10 protein-coding genes and 1 tRNA gene are annotated in these 12,244 nt (G+C 71.9%); 3 read left to right on the forward strand and 8 right to left on the reverse strand.

The genetic code is table 11. From position 1 onward, the window contains the following. Positions 1 to 92 precede the first annotated feature (92 nt). A complete protein-coding gene (locus tag ACFRU2_RS17635) occupies positions 93 to 2,159 on the forward strand; it encodes a phosphocholine-specific phospholipase C (protein ID WP_382972844.1) in 2,067 nt (688 codons plus the stop codon). Positions 2,160 to 2,209: 50 nt separating this feature from the next. Here the strand turns inward: ACFRU2_RS17635 and ACFRU2_RS17640 are convergent, their stop codons facing one another. The 3 genes from ACFRU2_RS17640 to ACFRU2_RS17650 all read right to left on the reverse strand — a co-directional run bounded on the left by ACFRU2_RS17640 (position 2,210) and on the right by ACFRU2_RS17650 (position 6,232). Next, the gene (locus ACFRU2_RS17640; protein ID WP_382972846.1) at positions 2,210 to 4,066 is read right to left on the reverse strand and encodes a hypothetical protein; all 1,857 of its coding nucleotides are present in this window, start codon (positions 4,064 to 4,066) and stop codon (positions 2,210 to 2,212) included. Between the two features lie 241 nt (positions 4,067 to 4,307). Continuing rightward, positions 4,308 to 5,942 (reverse strand): phosphodiester glycosidase family protein, encoded by a 1,635-nt coding sequence (locus ACFRU2_RS17645; protein ID WP_382972848.1) that lies wholly within the window; start codon positions 5,940 to 5,942, stop codon positions 4,308 to 4,310. Between the two features lie 216 nt (positions 5,943 to 6,158). Continuing rightward, a tRNA-Pro gene (locus ACFRU2_RS17650) sits at positions 6,159 to 6,232 on the reverse strand. 118 nt (positions 6,233 to 6,350) lie between these two features. Here ACFRU2_RS17650 and ACFRU2_RS17655 point away from each other — a divergent pair. Further along, positions 6,351 to 6,896 (forward strand): DUF309 domain-containing protein, encoded by a 546-nt coding sequence (locus ACFRU2_RS17655; protein WP_382972850.1) that lies wholly within the window; start codon positions 6,351 to 6,353, stop codon positions 6,894 to 6,896. 67 nt (positions 6,897 to 6,963) lie between these two features. On the opposite strand, the gene ACFRU2_RS17660 is transcribed toward ACFRU2_RS17655, so the two are convergent. From ACFRU2_RS17660 to ACFRU2_RS17675, 4 genes are read right to left on the reverse strand one after another with little or no spacing between them, the layout of a single operon-like run. Further along, positions 6,964 to 7,359, reverse strand: coding sequence for a VOC family protein (locus ACFRU2_RS17660; RefSeq protein WP_382972852.1), 396 nt, complete (start codon positions 7,357 to 7,359; stop codon positions 6,964 to 6,966). A gap of 4 nt (positions 7,360 to 7,363) precedes the next feature. After that, positions 7,364 to 7,996: a lactate utilization protein C gene (locus ACFRU2_RS17665; RefSeq protein WP_382972854.1), complete on the reverse strand. Its 633-nt coding sequence runs from the start codon at positions 7,994 to 7,996 to the stop codon at positions 7,364 to 7,366. After that, positions 7,993 to 9,525 carry a lactate utilization protein B gene (locus ACFRU2_RS17670; protein ID WP_382972856.1) on the reverse strand — a complete coding sequence of 511 codons (1,533 nt, stop codon included), beginning with the start codon at positions 9,523 to 9,525 and terminating at the stop codon, positions 7,993 to 7,995. The genes ACFRU2_RS17665 and ACFRU2_RS17670 overlap by 4 nt, the downstream gene beginning before the upstream one ends. Next, entirely contained in the window at positions 9,522 to 10,277 is a 756-nt protein-coding gene (locus tag ACFRU2_RS17675) for a (Fe-S)-binding protein (RefSeq protein WP_382972858.1), read from the reverse strand. Before ACFRU2_RS17675 ends, ACFRU2_RS17670 begins: the two co-directional genes overlap by 4 nt. A gap of 18 nt (positions 10,278 to 10,295) precedes the next feature. Between ACFRU2_RS17675 and cobF the strand changes: the two genes are divergently transcribed. Continuing rightward, positions 10,296 to 11,048, forward strand: a complete 753-nt coding sequence (gene cobF / locus ACFRU2_RS17680; RefSeq protein ID WP_250741975.1) for a precorrin-6A synthase (deacetylating) — start codon at positions 10,296 to 10,298, stop codon at positions 11,046 to 11,048. A gap of 49 nt (positions 11,049 to 11,097) precedes the next feature. Here the strand turns inward: cobF and ACFRU2_RS17685 are convergent, their stop codons facing one another. Continuing rightward, entirely contained in the window at positions 11,098 to 12,237 is a 1,140-nt protein-coding gene (locus tag ACFRU2_RS17685) for a PucR family transcriptional regulator (RefSeq protein WP_382972860.1), read from the reverse strand. Positions 12,238 to 12,244 lie beyond the last annotated feature (7 nt).

The raw sequence follows: 12,244 nt of genomic DNA on the forward strand, positions 1-12,244 counted from the left end.
CGCCGGCGTCACGCGAGGCTCCCTTACCTGAACCCCGGACGCGCTGTGCTGGGGTGTTCAGCCACCCCTCAACCGCGGAGGTCGTCCCCGCCATGGCAGAACTCAATCGTCGGCGTTTCCTGCAGCTCGCAGGCGGCACCACCGCCCTGACGATGCTGGGCGAGAGCATCGCCCGCGCCGCCGCCATCCCCGCACAGGGGACCACGGGCTCCATCGCGGACGTCGAGCACATCGTGGTGCTCATGCAGGAGAACCGTTCCTTCGACCACTACTTCGGCGCGCTGCGGGGCGTCCGCGGCTTCGGCGACCCGCGCCCGGTGACCCTGCCCAGTGGCAAGTCCGTCTGGCACCAGTCCGACGGCACGAAGGAGACGCTGCCCTTCCGGCCGCCGTCCGAGGACCTCGGGATGGAGTTCCTCCAGGGACTCAACCACGACTGGGCGGGCGGCCAGAGCGCCTTCAACAAGGGCAAGTACGACAACTGGGTGCCCGCCAAGACGGCCACCACGATGGCCCACCTGACCCGCCAGGACATCCCCTTCCACTACGCCCTGGCGGACGCGTTCACCATCTGCGACGCCTACCACTGCTCGTTCATCGGCTCCACCGACCCCAACCGCTACTACCTCTGGTCGGGCCACACCGGCAACGACGGCCAGGGCGGCGGCACGGTCCTCAACAACGCCGAGGCCGGCTACGGCTGGACCACCTACCCGGAGCGCCTGGAGGCCGCCGGGGTCTCTTGGAAGGTCTACCAGGACATCGGCGACGGCCTCGACGCCGCCGGATCCTGGGGCTGGATCAACGACGCCTACCGCGGCAACTACGGCGACAACTCGCTGCTGTACTTCAACAGCTACCGCAACGCCCAACCGGGCAGCGCCCTCCACGAGAAGGCCCGTACGGGCACCAACGCGGCCGCGGGCGAAGGCTACTTCGAGAAGCTGCGCGCGGACGTGGTGGGAGGCACCCTCCCCCAGATCTCCTGGATAGCCGCCCCCGAAGCCTTCAGCGAGCACTCCAACTGGCCCTCCAACTACGGCGCCTGGTACATCTCCCAGGTGCTGGACGCGCTCACCGCCGACCCCGACGTGTGGGCGAAGACGGCCCTGTTCATCACCTACGACGAGAACGACGGCTTCTTCGACCACGTCGTCCCGCCGTACGCCCCCGCCAGTGCCGCGCAGGGCCTGTCGACGACGCCCACCGCCCTGGACGTGTTCCCCGGCAAGGCCGGGTACGTGGCCGGACCCTACGGCCTGGGTCCGCGCGTGCCCATGCTCGTCGTCTCCCCGTGGAGCACCGGCGGTTACGCCTGCTCCGAAACCTTCGACCACACCTCGGTCATCCGCTTCATGGAGCAGCGCTTCGGCGTCCACGAGCCAAACATCTCGCCCTGGCGCCGCGCCGTCTGCGGCGACCTGACCTCCGCCTTCGACTTCGCCCGCAAGGACACCGCCCCGGCCCCGCTGCCGGACACCGACGGCTGGTTCCCGCCGGACCGCGAGCGCCACCCCGACTTCCGGGCGACCCCGCCGGCCCGGGGGGCCATGCCCCGCCAGGAGAAGGGACTGCGTCCCACGCGCGCGCTCAAGTACGCCCCGTACGTGGACGGCGCCGCGCTCGTCTCCGAGGGCAGGTTCCGGCTGACGTTCAGCGGCGGCCCGGAGCTGGGCGCGCAGTTCTACGTCACCTCCGGCAACCGCAGCGACGCGCCCTGGACCTACACCACCGAGGCCGGCAAGTCGATCGCGGACACCTGGAACACCGCCTACTCGGCCGGTGCCACCGACCTGACCGTGCACGGCCCCAACGGCTTCCTGCGCGGCTTCCGCAACCCCGGCACCACCCCCGGCCCCGAGGTCACCGCCCGCCACAACGCCGCCACCGGAAACCTGGACGTCACCCTCACCAACGCCGGCAGCACCACCGCCACGGTGACGCTCACCAACGCCTACGGCGGCGGCCCGAAGCGCCTCACGGTCCCCAAGGGCGCCACCGTCAAGCACACCGTCTCACTGAAGAACACCCGCCGCTGGTACGACGTGACGGTCACCGCATCCGGCTCCCCGGCCTTCCTCCGCCGCTTCGCCGGCAAGGTGGAGACGGGCGCGGCGGGCCTGTCGGACCCGGCGATCCTGACGGAACAGTCCTCCTGACGACGAACGGCGCCGCCGGTCCACCCGGCGGCGCCGCTCTCGGAGTTCCGTCAGTAGAGGTTGGTCACGCTGGTGGCCCAGCCCTTCGCCCCGACCAGCAGGGGCTGCTTGAGGCCGGTGGCACCACCCGGATAGAAGAGCAGGCAGCCGGTGGGGCAGGTGGTGCTGGCCGCCTTGCCCGCGCCGTCGACGTAGTTCACCACGCGCTTGGCATCGGCCGGAGTGGTGGCCCACAGGTCGCCCTGCTCGTCACCCGCCTTGGGCTGGAACTGGTCGTACTTGATGACCTGGCCCTCGTCGGTGATCGTCTTGCCGACGACGGCACCCTGGGCGTTGCCCCGGCTGACGACAACCGGCCGGTCGGCGGTCAGCCAGCCCCCGGTGGCGTAGGTGGTGCGGGGCGCGAGGCCGAACTTTCCGTCCGCGGCGATCTTGCCGGCGTAGAAGTACAGCTTCCCGTCGACCTTGTTGCGGGCCAGGATGTCCTTGACGCCGTCGCCGTTCTGGTCCCCGATGCCGAGGATCGTGTAGTTCTTCCAGGTGGTGCCGCCGGTGTAGCCGGGGGCCTTGAAGTCGAAGGGCTCCGTCTGGTCCGGGCTTGCATCGCCCGTCTTGGTCTTGCCGGAGTAGACGCGCAGGCGGGCAGCGGTGCAGGCGTCGTCCACGCATTCGACGACAGCCAGATCGTTGCCCTTCTTGTAGCCGCTATCGGTGCGCTGGTCCAGGTCGCCGGGGGCGATGATCTGCTGGATGCGCCCCCAGCCCTTGACCCCGAGTGCGGGAGGCGGGAGCAGCTCGCGGCGGGTCGCGTACAAGGGGGCGCCCTGCCCGTTGCCGGGATAGAGGTAGAGCTTGTTGTCGCTCAAGCGGGCAATGACGTCCTCGAAGCCGTCGGGTACGTCAGAGTCGCCCCTGTAGCCCGTGAAGTCACCTCCGTGGGCGATCAGCGCATCCTTCCAGCCGGAGTCTCCGACGACGCGCATCTGCACACGGCCGGCTCCGTTGCTCGTGTACAAGCGCAGGCCGCCGTCCGCTTCGGGGCCTAGCAGGTCCACGAAGCCGTCGCCGTTCAGGTCGCCGACGAGGTCCGTGACCGCCCGGTTCAGCGGAGTCTGCCCGGCCGGGTAGACGAAGGACGCCGAGAAGGTGGTCAGCCTTGTTTCCGTAGTGGGCGAGCCGTTCCCGGCCTTGTCGAAAACGCGAGTGGACAAGTTGTGCCCGAACCGGTCCATCAGGTCGACTTCGATGACGGCTTCCGTGACGCCCTGGGCGAGAGGAACCCAATTGTTCGTGGCACACGGCGTGGTGGACACGGACAAAGGACGGTCCATGGACCAGCAGAACCCGGCGAGATCGGTGGCCGGGTGCTTCAGCTTGATGCGCATCTTGGTGCGCGCCTGCTGAGGGGTGAGGGGGCTGCCGTCCTCCTTGGTGACGGTGACGGGGTCCGTCGGCGCGTCCGCGTCCACGCTGAAGGCGCATGGGCCGGTGAAGGCGCTGTAGGCACCTTCCTCGTCCTTGGCACGGACCTTCCACTTGTAGCTGCCGGTGGGAAGGTTCTGGGCGAGGACCTTTCCGATCGCCGTGCCACCGCTGGACACGGTGCTGACGTCGGAGACCGGCACAGCCGCGCCCGCGGCGGTGGTGACGACGAACTGCGGGGTGACGGTTCCGCCGTCCTCGTCGCGTAGGACTGCGGTCAGGGCCAGGCCGCTGTTACCGATCAAACCGTTGCAAGGGACGGGCTTGTTGCCCTCGACCGAAGGCCCCCAGCTCCCTTCATATGCTCCAGCGCTGACGACCTCGGGCTTGGTCGGCGTCGCCGCGGCCGCGCCCGGTGCGGAGAACAGGTCTGCCGCCGTGAGCGGGAGGGTGAGCGTGAGAAGGACTGTGAGCGCGCGGGGCACGCGTATACCGGCTCTTCGGCGAGTCATGGGATGTCTGCGTCTCTCTGCGAACGTCAAGCACGTGATCACCGCAGAGTAGGGCACGCAATTCGCATTGGCACAGCAAAATCTGAGTGAATGTCATTACGGCAACGGCAAGCCCGATCCCAAATGGTCCAGTTCAGGCGGGTCTGGTCCAGGGCGGTCGGGTTCGAGCTTGCGCGTTCCCTTCGTCCCCCGTGGCGTTTGCGGAACCAAACGATCAGCGGCCGGCAGCGCCCGGGTGCAGCAGCAGGACGTTGCCCAGGAAGCGCGTGCCCGTGGCGTCCGACGGGCGGTTGACGATGCCCGTCCCGGCGGTGACCATCACGCTCGATCCGCCGCCGTCGAGGTTCAGCGCCTCCTGGGCGCCCAGGGACTTCATCAGCTTCGCGGCGCCGGCCACGCCCAGGCCCGCACTCCACCCGGCCCGGCGTCCGTCCACGACGACCATCAGCAGCCTGCCCTGGGCGTCGACCCCGAGCATGGTGCGCGGGTTGCCGCGGACCACCCAGTTGTAGGTGAAGGTCTGGTCGGCTCCCTGGCGGATGATGCCGTCCGCCAGGGCGTTCACCGCGATCCGGCCGTCCCGGATCAGGGTCGGGCCGACCTGGACGATCGTGGTGTCGGAGGTGAGCGGGACGGCGTATCCGGAGCCGTCCAGGACGCGCTGGATGATGCGCAGCCGGGCGCCCTGGCGTGCGTGTGCGAGCAGCCAGTCGGCGCTCTCGCCGATCGCTTGGAGGGTGGAGCCGCCCGCGGGCGGCGTGGCCCCGCGCGTGCGGTGCACCGCCGTCACCCGGTCGTTGCGGTCCAGGACCACCTCGGCGCCCGCTCCGGTCGGCGGAGCGCTCCACTCGGGGGTGAAGCGGACGATCTCGCTCTCGTCGGTGCACTTGACGTCGTGCTGCGGGTGCTGGGTGGGCTGGTCGCGGCCGACGCCCCCGCAGTTCCAGATCTCGCCGGGTATCCGGTTGATGCCGTCGATCTCCCTGATGGAGCCGCCCGCGCCGACCGTGATCCGCGTGGTGTACGTGTCGATGTCCAACTGCCGCCCGCCGTCCGTGAACCTGACCCCGCTGCGGCCCTGGGTGGCGGCGCTCAGCAGCCGGCCGTCCTTCACGTACAGGCCGAGCGAGGCCTTGTCCGCGAACCACTGGGCGTTGACGCCCGCCAGCGCCCCGGCGGCGGTCGCCAGGTCGGGCAGCTTCTCGTGGACGTCGATGGTCGGCCCGAAGTCGCTGGCCAGACGGCCGGTGAACTGCTTGAAGTCCACCCGCAGGACGAACACCCGCTGGAGGGCGTCGGCGTCCGTGCCGTCCTGCGCCGTGTACCGGGTGTCCCCGGCGAACCCGGCCGCCCGGACCTGGGCGAGCGCGGCCGTCGCCGCGTTCTGGTCGGCGTACCGCCCGATCCTCACGGTCCAGCCCAGCGTGCCGGCCGGGCGGTCGGCGAAGGCGGGGATGAGGACCCTTTCCACCCGGGGCTCGAAGCCCTTGGCGCGCAGGGCCCCGGCCACCTGATCGGCCCGCTCCTGGGCCCCGAGGGCCGCGGTGGCCCGGTCGTACGGGCCGTCGGCGGTCAGGGGCTGGTTCACGTGGACGGTCCAGGCGTCGTCGGCGCCGGCCCGGCCGAGGACGAAGGAGGTCCGGGTGACCCCGGGAGCGAGCACGACGGACTGCGCCGATGCGACGGGCGGGATCGTGAGGGGTGCGAAGTCGGCGGCGGCCTCCGGCGCGCGCGGTGACGCGGCCGGCCGTTCCGGGGCTCCGGTTGCCGGTGCCGCACCGACCGCGGTGACCGCGCAGAGGACGAGGACGGCGGCGGACGAAGCTGCGACCCGCGGTGTCAGACGCATACGACTCTCCCTGGAGGTGAGGTGGTGCGTCTTCTCAGTCCAGGGGCGGCACGTGGCGCGCGGCGCAACTCCGCTTGCTGCTCACGTGAATTCCGCGGAACCGCGGGGAAGGCGGGCATCGCAGGTCCGGGGCATTGCGCCCGGGGTATGCGAAAACGACCGAGGGGCCGTTTCAGATTGCTCTGAAACGGCCCCTCGGTCTACGACTCTTTCGAGTCGGGACGACAGGATTTGAACCTGCGACCCCTTGACCCCCAGTCAAGTGCGCTACCAAGCTGCGCCACGTCCCGATGTGCTTCTGATCTGGGGTTTCCCCCGTCTCGGCGGCACATGCAGAACATTACCCCACACCGGGGGGTGTCCATGCACCGGTTATCGGCAGGAGGGGGATGAAGGGAGGATGAAGGGGTGAACGCACGGGATCGGGACGATGAGGGGCGGGCGCGGAACGCCCGGCCCCGGGACGGGCTGGGTCGGCCGCTGCCCTACGGGGCCCAAGGGGTGGAGCGGCAGCCCGAGGGAGTGGTGCGGTCGCCCGGGGAGACGGTGGCGCAGGCGCAGCGGCTGCTGGACGCCGGGATGCCGTTCCACGCGCACGAGGTGTTCGAGGACGCCTGGAAGTCGGGGCCCGGCACCGAGGCGCCGCTGTGGCGGGCGCTGGCGCAGCTGGCGGTCGGGCTGACGCACGCCGCGCGCGGGAACGCGGTGGGCGGGGCCCGGCTGCTGCGCCGCGGAGCCCTGGCCCTGGCCGGGCAGGACGGAGTCGGGGGCGGGGCTGCCCCCGAGGCCGAGGCCCCGGACAAGGCCGCAGAACCGGCCGGGACCCCGCACGGGATGGACCTGGCCGGGCTGGTGCGGTGGGCCCTGGAGCTGGCAGAGCGAGTGGAGGCCGGAGCGGCCGTCGACGCGGCCGCCGAAGCACCGCGGCTCACGGGCGGACCGGGCCCCGCCTGAGCACGGGGCGGCACCAGCGGCCGCTCCGACCCCGGCGCCCCGCCCCGCCCGGCCCCGCCCCGCCCGGCTAGGGCCTCGTCGGCTGGAGGAGGTCCCAGCGGTTGCCGTAGAGGTCCTGGAAGACGGCGACCGAGCCGTACGCCTCGTGGCGCGGCTCCTCCAGGAAGCGGACGCCCTCGGCGGTCATCCGGGCGTGGTCGGCGGCGAAGTCGTCGGTGTAGAGGAAGAAGCCGACCCGGCCGCCCGTCTGGTCGCCGACGCGGGAACGCTGGGCGTCGTCCTTGGCCCGGGCCAGCAGGAGGGCGGATTCCGTGGCGCCCGGCGGGCGCACCACGACCCAGCGGGAGCCGTCCGGGCGCGGGGTGTCCTCGGCGAGGTCGAAGCCGAGCGCGCGGGTGTAGAAGTCGATGGCCTCGTCGTAGTCGTGGACCACGAGGGCGGTGAGGGCGAGGTGGGAGGACATGTCCTCATTGTGCGCCGAGGAGGATTACCTCCAGGGTGCGGGGGCCGTGCACGCCCTCCACCCGGTCCAGTTCGATGTCGCTGGTGGCGGAGGGTCCGGAGATCCATGTCAGCGGCCTGGTGGGGTCCAGCAGGGGCAGTGCCCGCGGGACCGAGTCCACCACCTGGGCGGGGACCCGGACCACGCAGATGTGGTGGTCCGGTACGAGCGTGATCCGGCGCCGTCCCTGCGCGGGGCCGCCGTCGAGGACGATCGTGCCGGTCTCGGCGATCGCCAGGGCGCAGCCCGTCACCACGCTTTCCACCGCGTCCAGTTGGTGCGGGGTGGAGGCCGCGCGGTCGGGGATCCGGGTCGGGTCGGCCGCAGCGAGCCAGTGCGGCGGCAGCCCGGACGGTACGAGCACCGACGACGCACCCCGTTCGGCGAGGAGACGGGCCAGCAGCACGGCGATGCCGTCCTCGTCGACCCGGTGGACCTTGGCCCGGTACTCCGCGAGGTTCGCGGCGAGCAGGTCGACGGTCTGGGCCGGGGTGCGGGCGCCGTGGGCCTGGAGGTAGTCCCGGGGGACGGCGGTGTCCGGGCGCGGCTCCGGCAGGGCCCGGCGGATGCGGGCCAGGATCTGTTCCTTGGCGCTCATGGGCGTGCCCCCTTCTCGCGTGCCGCCTTCTCGCGTGCCGCCTTCTCGAGGCCCTCCTTCTGGCGTGCCTCTTTCTCGCGCGCCGCCCACCAGTCGCGGAACGAGCGCTCCGCGAGCTCCGGCAGCTCCCTGCTGTCCGTCCAGGCCCGCCCCGGCCCCGGCAGCCGGCGCGGTCGCAGCCGACGGGCCCGGGCCAGCAGCCGCTCCCCCGCGCGCAGCGCGCCCGGGCGGTCGAGGAGGAGCCTGGCGGCGCGCATGGCGGCCCGTTCGGCGGTGTGGCCGTCGGCGGGGCGGATGCGGACGCGGAGGCCCTCGCGGGTCACCGGGCCGCCCTGGACCACGCGTTCGCGCAGGTGGACCAGGACCTCCGGGATGTCGATGGCGACCGGGCAGACCTCGTAGCAGGCCCCGCACAGGGTGGAGGCGTAGGGCAGGGTGGCGTCGATCTCGCTCCCGGTGCCGCGGAGCTGGGGGCTGAGGATGGCGCCGATCGGGCCGGGGTAGACGGAGCCGTAGGCGTGGCCGCCTGCGCGCTCGTACACCGGGCAGACGTTGAGGCAGGCCGAGCAGCGGATGCAGCGCAGGGCCTGGCGGCCCACCTCGTCGGCGAGGGTGTCGGTGCGGCCGTTGTCGAGGAGGACGAGGTGGAAGACGGAGGGGCCGTCGCCGTCCACGGTGCCGGTCCACATGGTCGTGTACGGGTTCATCCGCTCGGCGGTCGATGAGCGGGGCAGCGTCTGGAGGAAGATCTCGAGGTCGCGGAAGGTCGGGATCACCTTCTCGATGCCGACCACCGAGATCAGGGTTTCGGGCAGGGTCAGGCACATCCGGCCGTTGCCCTCGGACTCGAAGACGACCAGGGTGCCGGTCTCGGCGACCATGAAGTTGGCGCCGGACACGGCGACTTTGGCCCGCAGGAACTTCTCGCGCAGGTGCAGCCGGGCGGCTTCGGCGAGCTCGCGCGGGTCGTCGCCCAGCCCCTCGGGGGCCGGACGGCCCCAGCCGCCCATCTCCGCGGCGAAGATGTCGCGGATCTCGCCGCGGTTGCGGTGGATGGCGGGGACCAGGATGTGGGAGGGCCGGTCGTGGCCGAGCTGGACGATGAGCTCGGCGAGGTCGGTCTCGTACGCGGCGATCCCGGCCGCCTCCAGGGCCTCGTTCAGGCCGATCTCCTGGGTGGCCATGGACTTGACCTTGACGACTTCCCGTTCCCCGGTGGCCAGGACCAGTTCCGTCACGATGCGGTTGGCCTCGTCGGCGTCGGCCGCCCAGTGGACGGTGCCGCCCGCGGCGGTGACGGCGGCCTCCAGTTGGAGCAGGTACCGGTCGAGGTGCGCCAGCGTGTGGTCCTTGACCGCCTTGCCGGCGGCGCGCAGCCGGTCCCAGTCCTCCAGTTCGGCGACGGCCCGCGCCCGCTTGTCGCGGATGGTGTGGGTGGCGTGGCGGAGGTTGGCCCGCAGCACCTCGTCCCGTACGGCCTCGCGGGCCGCGTCGGGGAAGGCCGGCATGCCGAGATACGTGCCCGTCATACGAGTGGTTCCTCTTCCGTCGCGGCCAGGATCTCGGCGAGGTGCAGGGCCCGCAGCGGGGCGCCGCGGCGGCGCAGGATGCCGTCCAGGTGGGCGAGGCAGGAGTTGTCGGCCCCGCAGAGCACCTCGGCGCCCGTGGACAGCGCGTGGTCGGTCTTGTCGGTGCCCATCGCGGCCGATACGTCCGGGTTCTTGACGGCGAAGGTCCCGCCGAAGCCGCAGCACTCCTCGGCTCCGGGCAGTTCGCGCAGCTCCAGACCGCGTACGGCGGCCAGCAGCCGCCGGGGCCGGTCTCCGAGTCCGAGGCCCCGCAGGCCGTGGCAGGACGGGTGGTAGGTGACGGTGTGCGGGAAGTACGCGCCGACGTCCGTGACCCCGAGGACGTCGACCAGGAACTCGGTGAGCTCGTACACGCGCGGTGCGAGGTCCTCGGCCAGCGCGGCCAGGCCGGGGCCCCGGCCCTCGGACTCGGCCGCGCGGCCGATCCGGGGGTAGTGGGAGCGGACCATGGCGGCGCAGGATCCGGAGGGGGTCACCACGTACTCGTATCCGGCGAAGGCCTCGGCGGTACGCCGGACCAGCGGTTCGGCCTCGCGCCGGTAGCCGGTGTTGTACTGCGGCTGACCGCAGCAGCTCTGTGCGGCGGGGAAGTCCACGGTGACCCCGAGCCGCTCCAGGAGACGGACGACGGCGATGCCCGTGCGCGGGTAGAGCGCATCGTTGACGCAGGTGACGAACAGGGCGGCGCGCATGACGGGCAGAATAGCCCGGTGAAGAAGTTCTCAGTGATCGGCATAGGCGCGGGCGACCCGGACCACCTGACCCTCCAGGCGGTCAGGGCGATCGGCGCGGCGGACGCATTCCTCATCCTGGAGAAGGGCGAGGAGAAGGCGGATCTGACCGGGCTGCGGCGCGCGATGCTCGACGCGCACGCCCGCCCCGGACACCGGCTGGTGGAGGGCCGCGATCCCGATCGCGACCGGACGCCCTCCGACTACACCCCCACGGTGGACGGCTGGCGCAGTGCGCGGGCCGAGCTCTTCGAGCGGTTCATCGCCGAGGACCTCGCGGAGGGCGAGACGGGCGCGTTCCTGGTGTGGGGCGATCCCTCGCTCTACGACTCCACGCTCGCGATCCTCGACGAGGTGCTGGAGAAGGGCCGGGTCGCCTTCGAGCACGAGGTGGTGCCGGGCATCAGCAGCATCTCCTCGCTGCTGGCACGCCACCGCACCACCCTCAACCGGGTGGGCCGCCCGGTCCAGATCACCACCGGGCGCCGGCTCGCGGAGGGCTGGCCGGCCGACGTGGACGACGTGGTGGTGATGCTGGACGCCCGGCACGCCTTCACCGCCCACCTCGACCAGGACCTGTACATCTACTGGGGTGCGTACGTCGGCACCCCCGACGAGATCCTGGTCTCGGGAAAGCTGGCGGAGGTCGCCGGCCGGATCGAGGAGCTGCGCACCGAGGCCCGCGCCCGCAAGGGCTGGATCATGGACACGTACCTGCTCCGGCGCGACTAGGGGCCGCCTCTTCGAACCGTCCGTGAGAGCAGCGTCGTCGACGTGCGCGTCAGCCGACCCGGGGACCGACCGCCAGGGTCAGTTCGAGGACCCGTTGCGGTGAGGCGAGATCCGGGAACAGCTCCCGCAGCTGCGCCATCCGGTACCGGACCGTCTGGGGATGGACGAACAGGGCCGCCGCCACCTCGTCCCGCCTGCCCTGGTGCAGCAGCCAGGCCCGCAGCGTCTCCTCCAGTCGCCGTGCGGTCGTGGCGGGCAGGGTCCGCAGCGGTTCGAGGGCTCGGGCACGCAGGTCTGCGAACGCGTCCGCATCGGCGCTCAGGACCAGCTCGGGCAGGTGGTCCTCGGTGTCGCGGATGTCGGAGGAGAGGGAGCGCGCGCGTACGGCTCGTGCGTACGAGGCGGACGCACGCGTCCACGGCCGGGCCGGGCCGACCACGGCGGTGCGTTCGGTGAGCTGCCGCACGAGATGTGCTCGGTCGGCATCGGGGACGAGCAGCACACCGGTGGCGTCCGGCAGATCGTCGAGGACGAGGGTGTTCGGGTCGAGCGTGCGGTAGGCGGGCCGGGCCTGGTCGGCGGGCAGCAGGACCGCGGTCAGCGACACCGGAGGCTGCCACCCGGCCCGTTGCACGGAGGCGAGCAGCACGTCCGTGCTCGCTCCGGCGAGGAGATCGCGGGCCAGGTGTTCCAGGTGGCGCTCGTGGGCCCTGCCCCGGGCCGCCAGTTCGTCGGCGTGGCCCGCGGCGCTCGCGGCGGAGAGCTCGTCGATGTAGGCGAAGGTCAGCTCGGCGAACTTGGCGACCTCGGCGGCGGGCAGACCAGCGGGTACGGCGCCCGCGGCCAGGCATCGCCAGGCCACGCGAGCGCCGACGCGGTAGGCGCTGAGCAGGGCGTCCATCGAACGGCCGTCGCGCACCTCGCCGCGGCCCAGCTCGTAGGCCGCGTCACCGGCGTCGCCGCCCGTGGCGTTCCCGGTGGCGAGGTCCAGGTAGTGCCCCAGGGCGGTACGTACGGATCGGCGGATGGTGGCGCCCATGCGGCCCGAAAGGGCGTTGGCGTAGGGATGGACCTCGTCGATGATCGCCTCGACGACCTCGTCGGCGGTGTTCTTCAGCGCGGCCCGAAGTGCCGTGACCGTCGTCTCATCGAGGGACAGCTCGCTGGCCCTCCTGCTTGCATGACTCACGTTTTGT

This window comes from Streptomyces sp. NPDC056883 (genome assembly GCF_042788835.1).
In the GTDB taxonomy this organism is placed as follows: Bacteria; Actinomycetota; Actinomycetes; order Streptomycetales; family Streptomycetaceae; genus Streptomyces; species Streptomyces stoeckheimensis.

Coding starts and splice junctions, on each gene's coding strand:
- ACFRU2_RS17635 (WP_382972844.1), top strand. CDS start 93: ATGGCAGAACTCAATCGTCGGCGTTTCCTGCAGCTCGCAGGCGGCACC.
- ACFRU2_RS17645 (WP_382972848.1), bottom strand. CDS start 5,942: ATGCGTCTGACACCGCGGGTCGCAGCTTCGTCCGCCGCCGTCCTCGTC.
- ACFRU2_RS17660 (WP_382972852.1), bottom strand. CDS start 7,359: ATGTCCTCCCACCTCGCCCTCACCGCCCTCGTGGTCCACGACTACGAC.
- ACFRU2_RS17665 (WP_382972854.1), bottom strand. CDS start 7,996: ATGAGCGCCAAGGAACAGATCCTGGCCCGCATCCGCCGGGCCCTGCCG.
- ACFRU2_RS17670 (WP_382972856.1), bottom strand. CDS start 9,525: ATGACGGGCACGTATCTCGGCATGCCGGCCTTCCCCGACGCGGCCCGC.
- ACFRU2_RS17675 (WP_382972858.1), bottom strand. CDS start 10,277: ATGCGCGCCGCCCTGTTCGTCACCTGCGTCAACGATGCGCTCTACCCG.